The 16,355-nt window shown below is 51.0% G+C and carries 11 protein-coding genes; 5 read left to right on the plus strand and 6 right to left on the minus strand.

What is annotated here, in order from left to right; genetic code table 11:
- The first annotated feature begins 146 nt into the window (after positions 1-146).
- Entirely contained in the window at positions 147-1,004 is an 858-nt protein-coding gene (locus AGRI_RS04480; RefSeq protein ID WP_008983810.1) for a cation diffusion facilitator family transporter, read from the plus strand.
- A 136-nt stretch (positions 1,005-1,140) separates the two neighbouring features.
- The gene (locus AGRI_RS04485) at positions 1,141-2,001 is read left to right on the plus strand and encodes a bile acid:sodium symporter family protein (RefSeq protein WP_008983811.1); all 861 of its coding nucleotides are present in this window, start codon (positions 1,141-1,143) and stop codon (positions 1,999-2,001) included.
- Here AGRI_RS04485 and AGRI_RS04490 read toward each other — a convergent pair.
- Positions 1,981-2,511 carry a hypothetical protein gene (locus tag AGRI_RS04490; protein WP_008983812.1) on the minus strand — a complete coding sequence of 177 codons (531 nt, stop codon included), beginning with the start codon at positions 2,509-2,511 and terminating at the stop codon, positions 1,981-1,983. The two genes, AGRI_RS04485 and AGRI_RS04490, sit on opposite strands and share 21 nt — an antisense overlap.
- A 183-nt stretch (positions 2,512-2,694) precedes the next feature.
- On the opposite strand from AGRI_RS04490, the gene rhlP reads away from it, so the two are divergent.
- Positions 2,695-3,567 carry a rhombotarget lipoprotein gene (rhlP, locus tag AGRI_RS04495; RefSeq protein ID WP_008983813.1) on the plus strand — a complete coding sequence of 291 codons (873 nt, stop codon included), beginning with the start codon at positions 2,695-2,697 and terminating at the stop codon, positions 3,565-3,567.
- Between the two features lie 49 nt (positions 3,568-3,616).
- Here rhlP and AGRI_RS04500 read toward each other — a convergent pair whose 3' ends face one another.
- The 5 genes from AGRI_RS04500 to AGRI_RS04520 form a co-directional block, all read right to left on the minus strand.
- The gene (locus AGRI_RS04500; RefSeq protein WP_008983814.1) at positions 3,617-4,180 is read right to left on the minus strand and encodes a TMEM165/GDT1 family protein; all 564 of its coding nucleotides are present in this window, start codon (positions 4,178-4,180) and stop codon (positions 3,617-3,619) included.
- A gap of 219 nt (positions 4,181-4,399) precedes the next feature.
- Entirely contained in the window at positions 4,400-6,241 is a 1,842-nt protein-coding gene (locus AGRI_RS16165) for a sensor domain-containing diguanylate cyclase (protein ID WP_008983815.1), read from the minus strand.
- A gap of 112 nt (positions 6,242-6,353) precedes the next feature.
- A complete protein-coding gene (locus tag AGRI_RS04510; RefSeq protein WP_008983816.1) occupies positions 6,354-9,458 on the minus strand; it encodes an efflux RND transporter permease subunit in 3,105 nt (1,034 codons plus the stop codon).
- Positions 9,455-12,688, minus strand: a complete 3,234-nt coding sequence (locus AGRI_RS04515) for an efflux RND transporter permease subunit (protein ID WP_008983817.1) — start codon at positions 12,686-12,688, stop codon at positions 9,455-9,457. The genes AGRI_RS04510 and AGRI_RS04515 overlap by 4 nt, the downstream gene beginning before the upstream one ends.
- 13 nt (positions 12,689-12,701) lie before the next feature.
- The gene (locus AGRI_RS04520; RefSeq protein ID WP_008983818.1) at positions 12,702-13,760 is read right to left on the minus strand and encodes an efflux RND transporter periplasmic adaptor subunit; all 1,059 of its coding nucleotides are present in this window, start codon (positions 13,758-13,760) and stop codon (positions 12,702-12,704) included.
- Between the two features lie 318 nt (positions 13,761-14,078).
- Here AGRI_RS04520 and AGRI_RS04525 point away from each other — a divergent pair, with 318 nt between their 5' ends.
- On the plus strand, positions 14,079-15,539 hold the full coding sequence (locus AGRI_RS04525; protein WP_008983819.1) for an OmpP1/FadL family transporter: 1,461 nt from the start codon (positions 14,079-14,081) through the stop codon (positions 15,537-15,539).
- Between the two features lie 150 nt (positions 15,540-15,689).
- Entirely contained in the window at positions 15,690-16,298 is a 609-nt protein-coding gene (locus tag AGRI_RS04530) for a DUF4136 domain-containing protein (protein WP_008983820.1), read from the plus strand.
- The last annotated feature ends 57 nt before the right edge of the window (positions 16,299-16,355 follow it).

Genomic DNA, 16,355 nt, shown 5'->3' on the forward strand with positions numbered 1-16,355 from the left:
ATAAAACAAGCACCTGAAGATCGCAAGGGCGCATATTATACAAGTTAAGCTATAGAAAGGCGAATACGCGGATTTCTTCACGCTGCCAGCTGACAATAATTACCGCGCACCGTACACTGAACTTAACGCACCCAGTGGAGCCTTTGATGCCACGTCTTCGCCCCCGCCAATTACTGGCGCTGTCATTGTTAGCCGGCTTTTTAACCATGGCGCTGAAAACCCTGGCCTGGTATCTGACCGACTCTGTTGGCTTTTTATCCGACGCGCTGGAATCACTGGTTAATGTTACCGGTGCCGGCTTCGCCTTATGGATGGTGACCATCGCCCGACGGCCAGCAGATGATGGCCACCCCTTTGGGCATAGTAAAGCCGAGTATTTTTCAGCCGCCTTTGAAGGTGGCATGATATTTCTGGCGGCACTGGCGATTTTGTTTACCGCCGGTGAGCGGCTTCTTAATCCTCAGCCTATCAACGCCCTGGGTCTCGGTACCATTTTAACGGTCCTGGCCAGTTTACTGAACCTCGCCGTTGGTTTATTGCTGATCCGTGGCGGTAAAGACTGGCACTCACCCGCGCTGGAAGGCGATGGCAAACATTTGCTTACTGATGTCTGGACCACAGCAGGTGTGGTGCTCGGTGTTGCGCTGGCGGTGATATTTGAAAAAAACTGGCTCGACCCTTTGGTTGCCATTCTGGTTGCCCTGCACATTCTGCGTGAAGGCGGCCGCATTTTACATAAAGCCATTAACGGCCTGATGGATAACGCTCTGCCGGCGGAGCGGATCGCGCAAATCAACGTCAGTTTGGCAGACATTGGCGGGCCTGAGGTACAGTTTACTAATCTGCGTACCCGTACTGCAGCAACCCAGGCCTTCGCCCAAGCCGATTTGTTGGTACCAGGCCACTGGAGCGTCGAACGCGCGCATCAACTGGCCGATCAAGCCGAACAACAACTTGCCAGCCAAAACGTACAGCTTGTCGTCCACATCGAACCCCACCCCTGACTTATCCACAGCACTCCGGTACCGGCTAGACCTCTGACCTCAGACCGGTACCGGACACCTGTGGATAAGTTGAGGTTGCGCTAAAGGGAACAACAGGTTAGTTTAAAAGCCATTCTGCTTTTAAAATTAAACACCTATGTTCGAAACTCTGACTCAGATTGGTTTACCGCTAGCGCTGATCTTTATTATGACCGGTGTCGGCATGAGCCTGCGACCGCAGAATTTTCACCAAGTCGCAACCCAACCGAAAGCGTTTTTCGTCGGGGCGGTGGCACAACTGATGCTACTGCCGCTGCTGGCACTTGGCGTGATTGCGGTGTTTCAACTTCAGGGCGAACTGGCAGTTGGTTTATTTATTCTGGCACTCTGTCCGGGTGGCACGACGTCGAACTTATATAGTTATTTATCGAAAGCCGATGTTGGCTTATCAGTATCCCTGACGGCGCTGGTGGGTTTCGTTACTCCTTTTACCCTGCCATTTTTAGCAGCCTGGGCGATGCAACAATTTTTAGGCGCCGAGAGTTTATTGCAGCTACCACTACTCAAAACCTGGTTAACCTTACTGGTCGTTGGCGTGCTCCCGGTGATAATCGGCATGTTAGTCAAAGCGAAGTTTCCGCATTTTGCCGAGCGCGCCCAGCCACAAATCAGCCGTTTTTCGGTACTGGTATTACTGCTGCTGATTGTCAGTATTGCCTATGATTTAGGCGATACGCTCTGGCAGTATCTGCTGCTAAGCGGCCCGGCGGCGCTGGCACTGAATCTGCTGTCGATGGCTCTGGGTTATGGTCTGGGGCGCTGGTTGCTGCATAGCGAGCAACAAGCACGGACCATCTGTCTGGAGGTAGGCTTACAAAATGGCACCCTGGCACTACTAATTACTACTGGTATTTTGCAAAGCTCAGCGATGTCGATTGCACCAAGCGTTTACAGTTTACTGATGTTTGGCAGTGCCAGCGTATTTACCTGGTGGGCGTTAAAACGCGGCCCCCGGTAGACTGGTGGCTAACTTTAACAGCCGCTGCTGATGTTGCTGTAGCGCTGTCTTATCGGCAGCCGTTAAACAGGGTTCTATCGCCTGTTGCATCTGCTCAGTTTGCTGAATTTTCTGCTCCGCGATGCGCCGCTGTGGCTCAGGTAAAAAGGGTAAGCTCTGGCGGGTCAATTGTTGTACCGGTTGTAACGATTGTAATAGTGGCCAACTGCCTTTCGCGGTTAACTCTAAAAACAGCGGCGCTGTTAATTGATGTTTTGCCAACACCTGATCAACCTCAGCCACATACCCCTTGCCCTGCTCCTGCTGGCGTAAATCACTGGCATGTTGCTGCCAGTCGCAATGCTTTTTCAGCCGCAGTTTAGTCAGCCCCTGCGGGTTATCCTGCTCAATGGCTAACAGCTCCGGCAACACGGCTTCCAGTTTAGCAATATTTTGTTCGGTTAACACAGTAGCCGCCGATGTCGCAGCACTGGCAGTGGCCAGCACCACAGCTAAGACCATTTTACGCATAAAGTTCTCCATCAAATTACTCTGTCGATTATTAGCAAGACACCTGAATGCCACCTGAAGCTTTTTAACGCCCCTTGCAACTGGTCAGACCGGTACCGGAGACGTGTTGATAAAATTACAGTAGCAAAACTATGCGGTTGCGATTAGTGTAATGCGTATTGAATGATGAGAAAGAATTTCACTATGCCAGCGTTGTTTGCTTCGTTTCGCAGCTCAAGTAGCCTGTTACTGGGGTTAATCGTGGTTTTAGGATTAAGCGGTTGCGCCAGCCAGAAAATGGGCAGTCGTAGCAGTGTCGTTGACTATCTCTATCCGCAAGATCAGCAAGTGAATATCGAGCCGGCAACCCCGGTATTAACCTTGCCCCTTAGAGTCGGCATTGCCTTTGTCCCCGCCGATCGCAGCCATAGTAGCGGTGGCAACGCCTGGGCGCTGAGCCAACACGGCGCCAATCTTTTGGATGAGACCGCAAAACAGCGAATTATGGAAAATATTGCCAGCCATTTCCGGTCCCTGGACTATATCAGTGATATCCAGATTATTCCCGGCACCTATCTCAGGCCGCAAGGTAGTTTTGCCAACCTGGAGCAGTTAAAGTCGATGTTTGGTTTTGATGTGATTGCCCTGGTGTCTTATGACCAGCTGCAATTTAGTGACGAAACGAAAGGGGCTCTAAGTTACTGGACCTTGGTCGGTGCCTATCTGGTGTCAGGTCAAAAAAACGATACCAGCACGCTGATGGATACCGCCGTTTATGATATTAACAGTCGAAAATTGCTGTTCCGGGCCCCGGGCGTTAGCCAGGTAAAAGGCAGTGCTACACCGGTGAATTTAAGTGAAGAGTTACGCCGCGATAGTCAACAAGGCTTTACTGAGGCTAGCAAACAGATGATCACCAATTTAGAGCTGGAGCTGGAACGTTTTACTGAACGCCTGAAAAACCAGCCTGACGAGATTAAAGTTGTACACAGCAATAACTATAAAGGCGGCGGTAGCAGTAGTCTGTTGGCCTTACTGTTATTGGGAATGGTGGCACTGTCCCGCCGCAATAAATAAGCCATTGCCGTTGCGCTGCAACCCGCAGCAGCAACGGCCCAGCCCAGCCCTAACTGGCTGACAAAATGGTGAAGATCCCAAGTAAAATAAATACCGCACAGGCCGCACGGCGCGCCCAATCCAGCGAAATTTTCTGCAGTAACCAGCTACCGGCATAGACCACCGGCACATTAGCCGCTAGCATCCCCAGCGTTGTGCCCCACACCACCATCCAGAGCGCATTTTCAAAGCTGGCCGCCAGAATAACCGTTGCCACCTGAGTTTTGTCACCAATCTCGGCCAGGAAAAACAGCACACAACTGGCAACAAAGGCGCCATATTTCAGCATAGCAGTGTCTTCACTATCGTCTTTATCCGGGATCAGCAGCCATAGCGCCACAGCGATAAAAGAGCCACCTAACAACCACGGGCCCCAACCGGCAGGGATAAACTGCGCCGCCCAGACACCCAGCCAGGCTGATGCCGCATGGTTTAATAAGGTGGCAACCAGAATACCGGCGATAATGGCGGTTTTATTGCGAAAACGCGCCGCCAGAAATAACGAAAGCAATTGAGTTTTGTCACCGATTTCAGCAATGGCGACAGCGGTAAAAGAAGATAGTAGAGCGTCCATAACATCCTGCATTAGCGCGGGATATTATCGACAAAAGATAAGAACTGACTCCCGCGTTCGGTCAGTGTCTTATCTTAAGTCTCATCACACAAGCCAGCGCTGCTGAACCTGCTGCCTATACCATATGCATGCGGCACAAGTATGTTGATATAGGCGCCTTACGGCCGATTACTCCCTTAAAGAGGGCGTTAGTATAGAGAGCACTCTTTGAAAAGGCAACTAGCTAGCCAGGATTTGCAGCCCTGCCAAATCTTTAAAACTGCGTACACAATTACGCCCTTGTTGTTTCGCCAGATAAAGTGCTGAATCCGCTTGTTTCAAAATCTCTTCCAGCGTTTCACCTGCAGCGGGAAACCAAGCTACGCCAATCGATACCGTCACACCAAGTTGCTGTCCTGCAATATCAAAAGGGTAAAGGGCGATCTGCTGTCTAATTGCATCAGCCTTGGCGATCGCATCTGCCGACTGTAAATCAGGTATCACCACAACAAACTCCTCTCCACCCTGACGACAAACCAGATCAGAGCTGCGGATTTGCTGCTGCAGCAACTGGCTTACCTGCAACAACACCTCATCGCCGGCCTGATGACCATAACGATCATTAAACTGTTTAAAATGATCAATGTCTAACATCAGAAATGCCAGCGGCTGACTGGATCTGGCGGCCCGGGCTAGTTCACGCTCCACATAATCATCCAGATAACGACGGTTGTACAAACCGGTCAAAGGGTCACGAAAACTCAGTGCTTTCAGGTGCTCCCGCAAACGCAGATTAGCCAGTGCCAGCGCAATATGCTCAGCAATATTCACCGCGACATCTTCTGCCTGCTCCAGCCAGCTGATGCCTTGCTCCGGGGTAAGATGTAACGGCACACAAAGATGCAAAAAGCCGGCGACATCGCCCCTGGCTAACAAGGGCACACAAAGTGCCGCATTACTGTCAGGCGTGGTATGTGCGCAAGCCAAATCATGCCGGCTTCTGGCAAATAAATGGTTTTTGCCACGACGCATCGACCAGCAATCATCATGACGACAGAAAGCTGGAGCGGTTAAGTCTCCCCAGCTAATCAGACATTCAGCACTGTCATCGCTACTGTAGTACAAGGCGCCACTGCTACCACTAAATAGCCGCAATACCGTTTGCTTTACTACCGCGGACGCTTCAGTTATCGATTCGCACGCTTGCAACAACTCACTGAACTCACTAATCAATTTACTTTCACGGGTTTTAGCCGCAACCAATTGTTCCACTTGCAGGTTAAGCGCTACTCTGGCTTGCTGCTCAACCTGTACTTTTCGCTCCAAGGTTTCTGCCATGGCGTTAAAGGTATCGGCCAACTGCGACAGCTCATCTTTACCCCGGATAACTAAGCGTTGACTCAAATCGCCCTGCTTAACTTTGGTTGCTACATGATTAATTTCTCGCACCCTGGCTGAAATAGAATAGGCAATTAAAAACGCCAGCAGTAAGCCAATTAATAATGCTGCAACTAACCCTACTGATGCCAGCAGCACGGCTGACTGTGTCTGTTCAATCTGTGCCGAGCGGCTGGCTTGTAACAACGTATTATGCGTTTGGGACAACAGCCGGACTTGTTGTCTTACAAGATCCATTTGCTGCTTCGCCGGTGCCAGGAGTTCGGTTACCGGTAATCCCTGTCGGATCAGTGTAATTTCTTCTTCGGCAAAATTACGTTGCCACAGCTCAAAGTTTCTCTGCAGCTCTTCAAGCTGACTTAACAGCTGTGATTGTCCGGCAAAACGTTGTGTGAGCAGCGCTGTATTTTGCTCTAACCGCACTAAGGCGGCAAAATAAGGCTCTAAAAACGGCTCTCTGCCTGTTAAAGCAAAGCCTCTGACTCCGGTTTCAGCATCGATAACATACTGACCCAGAGCGGTAATCATATTACTATTTTCAAAATGCGTTACGATTTGCTCTTGTGCTTGCGCACTGTTGCTAACGCGTTGATAGAGCGGAGACATCACAATAACAACGATAAAGGATGGCACAACGATAGCGAGAAACAACTTAAGTAATAGATAGGCGCGAATATACTTCATATGCCCTCACAGCAGCCACCGGGTTGTGGACTCTTGATCAGCATAGCAGTAACTTTGCTGAAAAGAGTCCAGAAACCGAAGTATTTTTGCGGTAAAGGCTAATTGTCAGCGTTCAGTTTTTAATACCGACTAAGCGCTGCTGCCATAATCTGCTACGTGCCACCAAATTACCCGTCGCACTGCGAAGTTTGACCAAACCATAGTAGTTCAACGGTACCAATAATAAGCTGGTCAAGGTAGAGAACAGCAAGCCGCCGATAATCGCAATTGCCATCGGCGCATAACTGGGGCCATTACCGCCGATAGCAGTGCTACCCAGCGCTAACGGTACCAAACCTAACACCGTGGTCGATACCGTCATCAAAATGGGCTTTAAGCGTGCCGTACAAGCTTCAATAATCAGCGTTTTTAGCGCCAGGTCCGGTAGTAATTGCCGATCCTGATTAATCCGGTCAACCAGCACGATACCGTTATTGACCACAATCCCCATTAATACCAGCATGCCGATCATCCCCATTACGCCCATGCCAGTGCCGGTGATAAAAAAGGTCCAGAACACGCCAACAAAGGAGAACAGCAAGCTGCCGATGACGGCATTGGGCATTAATAAGGATTCAAATAACGCAGCCATCACAATATAGATCATTGCCAGCGCCAGCAGCATATTGACGATCATCACCTGCTGCTCTTCGTTCTGGCGTACAAAACCGCCCTGAAATGACCAGCGATAGCCGTCCGGTAGCTGTACCTGTTGCATCAGGTTGGAAATCTCCTTGCGGGCATCCTCCATGCTGATATCTTTATTCAGGGCCAGCTGCAGCGCCACACCGGTTTCGCGGTTAAAGCGACGAATTGATTGCAACCGCGGTACAACCTTTAATTCCGCCAGTTGCGATAACGGAATACTGACACCGGCCACCGCCGCAACCGGCAGCGCCGATAATTCCGACAAGGATTTACTGGTCCGTTCATCATAAATCAGTCGGATCAGCAGCTCGCCCTGCTCGGCACTGCGATAGGTGCGTAAATTAACACCACGCAGCGCCAGCGACACGCTTTGTGCCACCTGCTCCGCCGATAAACCCAAGCGCTCCAACTCTGGCCGGTTTAACAGGATCTGGACTTCTTGCTGCCCCTTCGCTAGATCCGAGCTAACCTCGGCTATCGACGGCAGCACCTGTAAGGCTGGCTCAATTTCTGCCGCCAGCTCCAACAAACGCTCGGTGGAATTACCTAACAAATGTAACTGCAACGCATTGTTGTTATTACCAAAGCTAAAGCTGGGGCGCGCCCGCACTAATGGCGGCCAGTCCTGGCGAATCTGTTCTTTTAGGGTATTCAGATCAATATCGACATCAGGTTGTAACAAAATAATCGAAATGGCATGACCAGAGCGGTAATAGCTGTAGACCGACTCGATAAAAAAGTCTTGCTGACGACTATATAAAAACGCTTCCATCGCCGACACTTCAGCGCGAACTTCTTCCAAACTGTAATTGCCCTGGATGTTGTAGTTTAGAAATAAGCGGCTGCGATCTTCCTCGTCTTCATTACTACTGCCCAGTTGCGATAATGGTAAAGCCGCGCTTAACAACACCAGTATCGCCAGGGCGGTCGCGGTTTTTGGCCAGTTCATCACCTTAGTCAGCGCGCGGCGATAAAACCGGTCTAACGCCGATCCCTGTGTCTCTGCTACTGGCTGCACCTTTAGCCGGGTGGTCAGCAGTGGGATCAGGGTCAGCGCCAGTAATAACGAAATAGCCAGACACAAACAAATGGCGATAGCGACATGTTCAAGGAAAATCGTCAGCTGCATTTTTTCACCGATAATGTTCGGTAAAAACACTATTGCCGTAGTTGCGGTACCGGCCAATACGGCTAAACCGACACGTTTGACACCACGCTCTGTTGCTGTGCGCACATCGCCACCCAGCGCCCGCTCACGAAAGATACTTTCGGTTACCACCACCGCATTATCCACCAGCATGCCGATGGCCAGCATCAGGCCCATCATGCTGAGGATATTCAGGCTATACCCCAGAAAATACATCGCGCCTAACGCCACAATAATGGCCGCAGGCACCGACAACACCACCACCAGCGTGGTCGTCAAATGGCGTAAGAATAAGTACAGCACCACAAAAGATAACAAGGCGCCAATGGCACCGGCTTGCAACAGATCCCGCAGCGATTTACTAACGTTATCTGCCAGATCGTCCATCACATACAAACTAATGCCGTTAAACGCCGGATTGGCATCAGCAGCGGCCACCACCTGCATCGCCGCTTTAGCGACTTCGACCAGATTCGCGCCCGACTCTTTATACACATTCATCCCTACCGCATAGGTTTGGTTTAAATGCCGGCCATCCTCACGCTTGGGTAGCTCCAACTCTATACTGGCCACCTCACGCAACTGCAATCCCGGGCGGATCGGTAGGGCAGCAATTTCTGACAGCTCTTTATATTCACCCAGAGGCTTTACCAACACACTTTGCTCCGGGTTACGCAACTCCCCGGCACTTAACGCAAAATTACTGCCGCGCAACTGGGTTAATAACGCTGTTGGATCAACTTGCAGCGACCTTAACTTATCCGGATCTAAACGGATAATTACCTGGCGTTTTTCCACGCCATACAGCTCTACCTTAGATACACCGGGCACCCGCTCTAATGGCCGTTTAATTTGCTGCTCCAGCAAATCATAGGCCATCGCCAGATCGCGTTCTGATGAGATCCGCAGCTGAAAAATCGGCATATCACTGGTATTAAACTGGAATACTAATACCCGCTCTACATCGGCTGGCAGCAGATGGCGCACCGTATCTAAGCGTTCCCGCACCTCCAGACTTTTACTGCTGATATTTTCACTCCAGCGAAATTGCAGCGACACATCGCCACTGTTTTCATTGGCAAAACTGCGCAGCTCCTTAATACCACTGACCGTCGCCAGCGCTTCTTCCAGCGGCCGGGTGATCAGCCGCTCGACCTCGGCTGGCGTAGCATTCGGATAAGGCACATTCACATACAACTCAGGAATATCAATGCCCGGAAACATCTCCAGCGGCAATAACCGGCTCGCCAGGCCACCGAACAATAACATTGAGATAAACAACATACAGATGGTCACCGGCCGGCTTAATGCCAGGCGGGTTAACCAGATGGGTTTGCTCTCTGCCACGTTTTCAGGCGTTTCAAGCTGTGGTTGCTGGCTCATAGCGCCTCCTCAGCTGCGGTCGCAGGGATTTTGTCACGTTGCAGGCTGTAGAGCACCGGAATAAACACCAGCGTCAACAGGGTCGCAATCGACAGACCGGCAATCACTGTAATAGCCATGGGCGCACGGATTTCACTGCCTTCACCGGTACCCAGTGCCATCGGCAATAACCCCAGTACTGTGGTCAGTGTCGTCATTAACACCGGGCGTAAGCGGCTTTGACCAGACTCGACAATCGCCTCTGCCATGGCTTTACCTTCGGCTCTGAGTTGATTTATGCGATCAATCAACACTATGGCGTTATTAACCACGATACCCGCCAACATTATCAAACCGATAAACACGATCACGGATAACCGGGTATCAGTTAGCCACAGCCCCAGGACTGTCCCGGCTCCTGCCAAGGGTACAGTAAACAGAATTAACAGCGGCTGTAGCAGGTTCTCAAACTGCGATGCCATCACCAGATAAACCAGGAAAATCGCCAGTAACAACGCAAACAATAATGAACTGTATGCACGTTGCATTTCTTCGCTTTGCCCCATTACTGCCGCTTGCTGGCCCGGTGCCAGGATCAGTTGTGACAAAGCGGCTTCGGCGGCAGCGGTCGCCTGCTCCAAATCACCATAAGCCAGATTGGCAGTAACCAGCGCAACCCGCTGTTGGCCCACCCGGGTAATTTCGCTCGGGCCTACCTCGCGGCGAATTTGCGCGACCGCACTTAACGGTAGCGGTTCGGCTGCGCCCGGGTTAATGATTAACTCTGCCAATTGCAGTTCGTGTTGGCGGAACTGTTCGTCCAGTCGCACCCGAATATCAATTTTCCGATCATGTAAACTGTATTGCCCGGCGACTTCACCGCCTATATAGGTGGCAACGCGGCGTGCTACTTGCTGTGCGGTCATCCCCAATTGCGATAAGCGGGCATGGTCAAAATACAGCGTCACTTCCGGCTGACCTGGCCGCAGGCTGGATTTAATGTCGGTAAAACGCTGATCGGCAGCCAGTAAAGAGACTAAACGCTCTGCTGATTCAGATAACTGACTTAAATCATAACCACTGATCTCAATCTCCAGCGGAGTACTAAAGCTAAATAGCTGCGGCCGGTCAAACCGACTGGTCACCCCGGCCAGTTGCGCTAAATTGCGGCGTAACTCCTCCTGCACCAGCGCTTCGTCGTCCGCGGTGCTGTCAGCTAACATCACCACATGCAAACGGCCCCAGTGACTGCCACCAATCGCCGGATCCACTGACATCTGCGCGCCGGTTCCCGCTAAACCATAGCTGCGCGCCACCACCGGGAATTGCTTAAGCTGGGTTGATAGTTGCTTTAATAATGCATCGGTTTGTTCAATGGCCGTGCCCACCGGCAACTGTACGTCGACATAAAACTCGCCCTGACTTAATTGCGGAATGACATCGGCTCCCAGCCGTGGCAGTAAACTAAAGCACAGCGCTGCCGCCGCTAAGGTCAGCGTCAGCGTTAAAGCTCTGGCGCGTAACGCCGCCGCTAATAACCGTAAATAGACGCGCTCGATGGCTTTTAATAATCCTTGTACCAACAACACCGCCGGACGAAATACCCAGTAAGCGCCTTTTGCCAATAAGCCAAACAGTAAACTCAATAAGGTGACCACGCCTAATAGCAACAGGTGTAGGGCTCGGATCGGTAAACGGATTAATAATAACGGCCAGTGATACCAACGACTGGGTTTTAATGATGGTAACGGCAGCACAGTATCAGACGTGTTGCTACGCTGGATACTGCGGGCAGCCATAGTCGGGATTAAAGTCAAGGCAACAACCAGCGATACTAACAGCGCAAAGGTCACGGTTAAGGCCTGGTCACGAAACAATTGTCCGGCAATGCCCTCAACAAACACCAGCGGGAAAAACACAGCAACGGTAGTCAGTGTTGAGGCGGTAATGGCCATCGACACTTCCCCCGCGCCTTTGCGCGCGGCTTCTTTCGCTGGCATGCCCTGCTCTTTGTAACGGGCAATATTTTCTAACACCACGATAGCGTTATCCACCAGCAAACCCACCGCCAGTGCAATGCCACCGAGGCTCATCATATTCAGGGTAATATTCTGACCGTACATCAGATTAAAGGTGGCGATCACCGATACCGGGATTGAGACCGAAATAATCACCGTGGCCCAAACATTACGTAAAAACAGATATAACACCAGCATCGCCAGGATGCCGCCGACAATACCCGCCGATTTAACATCGCTAATGGCTTGTTTAATAAACTGCGACTGATCGTAAAGCACATCCAGCTGATAACCGGCTGGCAAGATCTTTTTCAGCTCATCTAATCGCGATAATAACGCCTCAGCCACTTTGACCGTGTTCGCATCACCTTCTTTATAGATCGCCAGCTCAATCGCCTGAGCGCCATTGATATAGCTGATACTTAAGCGATCAGCATAAGCATCACGCACCTGAGCCACATCTTTTAATCTTACCTGGCTATTACCCACCGTGGTTAAATACAGATTTTCAATTTCAGATAAATTGGCGAACTGGTTAATAGTGCGTACCAGATAATCATAGGCTGGCGTTTCCAGCCGACCACCGGCTAAATTCAGGTTCTCTGCTTTCAGGCGCTGGGTAATCAGGCTAATATCCAGCTGTAACTGACTCAGTTTTTGCGGATCAACCAGGATCTGAATTTCCTGGCTTAAGCCGCCATCTGGCCGCACGGCAGCGATACCAGGGAAAGACTCCAGTTTGCGACGAAATTCTTCTTCGGCGAAAGTGCGCATGGCGACCAGATCTGCCTGCGTCATCTCTGGCTTGGATAAAGATAAGCGCACTACCGGATCCAGATTGGGGTTAAAGCGCAGTAGCAACGGTTTTTCTACATCTAATGGCAGAAACAGCACATCCAGTTTTTCACGCACTTCCAGCAGCGCCAAATCCATATCGGTGCCCCAGTCGAACTCCAGCACCACATCCGAACGTCCGGCGCGGGAAACTGAGGTCACTTTGCGCACACCTTTGACGATCCCGAGAGCCTCTTCCACCGGCTTACTGACCAGCTGCTCGACCTCGGCCGGTGCGGCACCAACATAGGTGGTGCGCACCGTTAAACTGGGATAAGACAGATCGGGTAATAAATTAACCGCTAACCGACCTACTGACACCATCCCGAACAACAGGATGGCAAGCGTGAACATCCAGACCGTGACCGGGCGGGCCACGGCAGTTTCAACTAATTTCATCTTTTCGTCCCTGTCAGAATTCGCGCTCAGATACCACTTTTACCAGGCTTTGCTCTTTCAACGCTGCATGCCCAGCCACGACAACCTGCTCTCCCGCTTCGACACCAGTTAAGATTTCCACGACGTTATCCGCGGTGTAACCTAAAGTGACTTGCCGGCGCACGATGCGACTTTCGGCGTCCAGCACCAGTACCCCAGGTAAGTTGTCCAGTGTTAACAGTGCGCGTTTTGGCACTAACAAAGCGCTGTCGCGGGTATCAAACTTGATTTCCACCTGACTAAACATACCGGCTTTTAACTGGCGGCTACTGTTATCAATCAACAAGGTGGTACGTACGGTGCCAGAGCTGGCATCCACCACCGGTGCAACACGGCTGACCGCGGCTTTAACTTCCGGCACGCCGGCAAAACTTAATACGGCTTCCTGCCCTGCTTTCGCCTGCAGTACCTGCTGTTCAGGTAAATGCACGACAGCTTCCAGCTCGGTTTCGGTCACCAGATGAAACAGCGAATGTGGCGTTAACTGATTAACCAGCTGACCAGCCTTTACATAGCGCCGCGCTACCACACCAGAGATCGGTGCCCGAATTTCGGTTTCGCGTAAATTCAGCTCAGCCAGCTCAACGGCGGCTTGCATTGCTTCAACCTGCCATTTTAATTTCTCATAAACATCAGTACTGACCAGTTTGCGCTGGTGCATCTCAGTCATCCGGGTTAACTCTGAACTCAGCCGGCCTAACTCAGCACGCTCTTTTGCCAGTTGATGACGTTGCCGTTCATTCTCCAGTACCGCCAGCAACTGGCCAGCTTTAACCTGCTCGCCTTCTTCCACCAGAATTTGCTGCACAATACCACTGCTTTTCGCCATCACTTCGGCTTCAGCACGAGCGGCCAGCGTGGTATTAGTGCGGTAGCTGCTGCTAATAGCACCATTTTTGGCGCGGGAAATTTCAACCGGAACGGCAACTTCAGCTGCAGCGGTAGCATTCACGCTACTTTGCGCCTGGTTACATCCGCTTAAAAACATACTACTGAACAGCACGGCAGCCGCAAGCGGCATAATAGTTTTCATTTTCGTTATTCCTTGCTTGGGTGCGCTTAGCAACCCGTTACAGTTAATCTGACGATTAATAAATTGCATCCACTATGCCAATAGTTTAATAGATTTAAGATCAGTCACTTAGGTTTAAATTGTTACAAATCACGACAACAGAAACACCAAAAAATAGTAAAAAACACCAACTTTTAGCAAAAGCCTCGCAGGCACACTGGTCAGACCGCACTCCGGTACCGGTCTGACCAGCTTGCGGCAAACCCAGGTTAGAGCCTGTACTCTAAATAATAATCGTTTTATACTGTGTACCTTTTGTCTCAACAAGGTGTCTCACTTATGCTAAGAAAAACCTCGGTTGCCGCTGCCGTTTTAGTGGCACTGAGTAGCCTGTCTGCTCAGGCAGAAGGCTATAAATTACTGGAACAATCGGTCAGCAGCATGGGCAATGCCTATGCTGGCCGCGGTGCGCAAATCACTGATGCGACATTGGTTTATTCTAACCCTGCCGCCTTAACCCAGCTTCAGGGCGAGCACTTTGCCGGCGGCCTAAACCTGATCCATGCCCGCACCCGCTATGATGATGTTAATGCCGTAAATGCCCGCGGCCTGCCGGTTCAGGGTCGCGACTCCGGTAATGTCTTATTAACAGAGGTGGTGCCTTTTGCATTCTATAGCCAACAATTAACCGAGCGTCTGAGCTGGGGCCTGGGTTTTTATGTGCCATTTGGGCTGTCATCTGACTACCAGCAAGATTGGGCTGGCCGGTATTTTGCCGATGAAACCGCCGTTAAGGTGTTAAGCCTGCAACCCGCTGTTGGTTACAAATTAACGGATTGGTTATCGATTGGTGGTGCTATCAGCCTGAATCGCGCCGAAGGCACCTTGTCCAAATATAAAGATCATTCCGGTTTATGTGAGCTGGGCAGCGGTATTGCGCAGTTGGCCGGCCGCGATCTGTCAAATCCGGCGTTCTGCGACAGCCACTACGAAGTTGCAGGTAATGATATCAGCCTCGGTTATACCCTGGCGTTACATGCCGAGCCGGTAAGCGGCACGCGGCTGGCGCTGGTTTATCATTCGGCAGTACGTTATACCCTGACCGGTGATTCTGAAATTACCAACACCCCTATTACCGCGGCCACTGCCGGCGACACGCCGGGGTTGATTGCCGTTGCGCCGGGGTTACCACTGGTCGATGCCAGTACAGGCCGCTTTGCCGCGCGGGATTTTTTAAGCGAGAAAAGCCGGCTGGCACTTACCACCCCGGCCAGCCTGGCCTTTAGTGTCGATCAGCAGCTATCCGCACGATGGTCACTGCAAGCCAGCCTTAGCTGGACCGGCTGGAGTAAATTCCGCAGCATCGATATTATCAGCACCGACGCTGAGCCATCGATTTCGCTTAGCACCAGCAGCAGCCTGCAAGGTGAAGGCTATATTGGCTATATTCCGGAGTATTGGCACGACAGCTACGCAGCGGCATTAGGTGCAACCTATCAGGTCAACCCGGATCTGACGCTACGCGCCGGTCTGGCATATGATGAGAATCCGATTTCCAGCCAGCATAAAACGGCACGGATCCCAACCTCAGATCGTCTGTGGCTCAGTACAGGCTTGACATTACAGCTATCGCCACTACGCAGCCTGGATCTGGCCGCGGGTGTGATGCAAATGGACGAAGTGAAAATTAACGAGTTTGAATATAACACCCTGGACCAACAACTGGGTGCTGCCAACTTACAAGCGCGCTATAACAATAAAGCCTACTTGCTGGGTGTACAGTACAACCACCGCTTTTAAGCGGTTTCAAGGCAACGCCCCCAGTTGGGGGCGTTTTTCATTCGCCATTCAGCTAATTCCGCTAAACTAAACTCATTCTGGGCAATCTAAATTTCAGGTACACTGTATAAAGTTATCACAGTGTCATTATTTTCCAGCATGAGGTTCGCTATGTTTAAGCATATAAAAACGCTATTCCTGCTCGCGGCGGTGTTTGGGTTAGCCAGCTGCGCCAGCCCCCGACAAGCGAATATTGATTATGACCGTACAGTTGACTTTAGTCAGTACCAAACCTTTGCCTTCTATCAGGAATTAGCTGCCACCCCAGCCGCTGATAACACACCAGCAGAAAAACCGGCTTACGATCCCCTGCTGGACCAGCATTTTAAAGCCGCTATTACCCGTGAGATGGCGGCCTTGGGCTACCGGCTGGATGAAGCGGCACCGCAGTTATTGGTTAACTATCAAACCAATGTTGAAAATCGCGAAGATGTGCGCAGTTCCCCTTTTACTATTAACGCCGGCTACGGCTATTTTGGCCGCAACAGCGCCTTTAGTTTCGGCTTTCCGTTATTCGGTGGCGGGGTTGAAAAGGTGAACTATAAAGTCGGGACTATTCTGATTGATGTCATTGATGCCAACGCCAAACGTGTTATCTGGCAAGGCGTGCTGGAAGGACGGTTATCCAATAAAGCGATGCAAAATCCACAGCAGGCCATTAATGATTCGGTAGCCTTGATTTATCAGCGTTACCCAACCCGCCTGACTCAGACGCCTTAATTACAACTTGTGGACCTTTGCTGGAAAAAAACCGGGGGCCAATGGCCCCCTCAGATT

The sequence above is a fragment of the Alishewanella agri BL06 genome (assembly GCF_000272005.1).
Classification (GTDB): Bacteria; Pseudomonadota; Gammaproteobacteria; order Enterobacterales; family Alteromonadaceae; genus Alishewanella; species Alishewanella agri.

What these genes read in the sequence shown, in the direction of transcription:
- AGRI_RS04480 (WP_008983810.1), top strand. Translation starts at nt 147, where the DNA reads ATGCCACGTCTTCGCCCCCGCCAATTACTGGCGCTGTCATTGTTAGCC.
- AGRI_RS04485 (WP_008983811.1), top strand. Translation starts at nt 1,141, where the DNA reads ATGTTCGAAACTCTGACTCAGATTGGTTTACCGCTAGCGCTGATCTTT.
- AGRI_RS04490 (WP_008983812.1), bottom strand. Translation starts at nt 2,511, where the DNA reads ATGCGTAAAATGGTCTTAGCTGTGGTGCTGGCCACTGCCAGTGCTGCG.
- rhlP (WP_008983813.1), top strand. Translation starts at nt 2,695, where the DNA reads ATGCCAGCGTTGTTTGCTTCGTTTCGCAGCTCAAGTAGCCTGTTACTG.
- AGRI_RS04500 (WP_008983814.1), bottom strand. Translation starts at nt 4,180, where the DNA reads ATGGACGCTCTACTATCTTCTTTTACCGCTGTCGCCATTGCTGAAATC.
- AGRI_RS16165 (WP_008983815.1), bottom strand. Translation starts at nt 6,241, where the DNA reads ATGAAGTATATTCGCGCCTATCTATTACTTAAGTTGTTTCTCGCTATC.
- AGRI_RS04510 (WP_008983816.1), bottom strand. Translation starts at nt 9,458, where the DNA reads ATGAGCCAGCAACCACAGCTTGAAACGCCTGAAAACGTGGCAGAGAGC.
- AGRI_RS04515 (WP_008983817.1), bottom strand. Translation starts at nt 12,688, where the DNA reads ATGAAATTAGTTGAAACTGCCGTGGCCCGCCCGGTCACGGTCTGGATG.
- AGRI_RS04520 (WP_008983818.1), bottom strand. Translation starts at nt 13,760, where the DNA reads ATGAAAACTATTATGCCGCTTGCGGCTGCCGTGCTGTTCAGTAGTATG.
- AGRI_RS04525 (WP_008983819.1), top strand. Translation starts at nt 14,079, where the DNA reads ATGCTAAGAAAAACCTCGGTTGCCGCTGCCGTTTTAGTGGCACTGAGT.
- AGRI_RS04530 (WP_008983820.1), top strand. Translation starts at nt 15,690, where the DNA reads ATGTTTAAGCATATAAAAACGCTATTCCTGCTCGCGGCGGTGTTTGGG.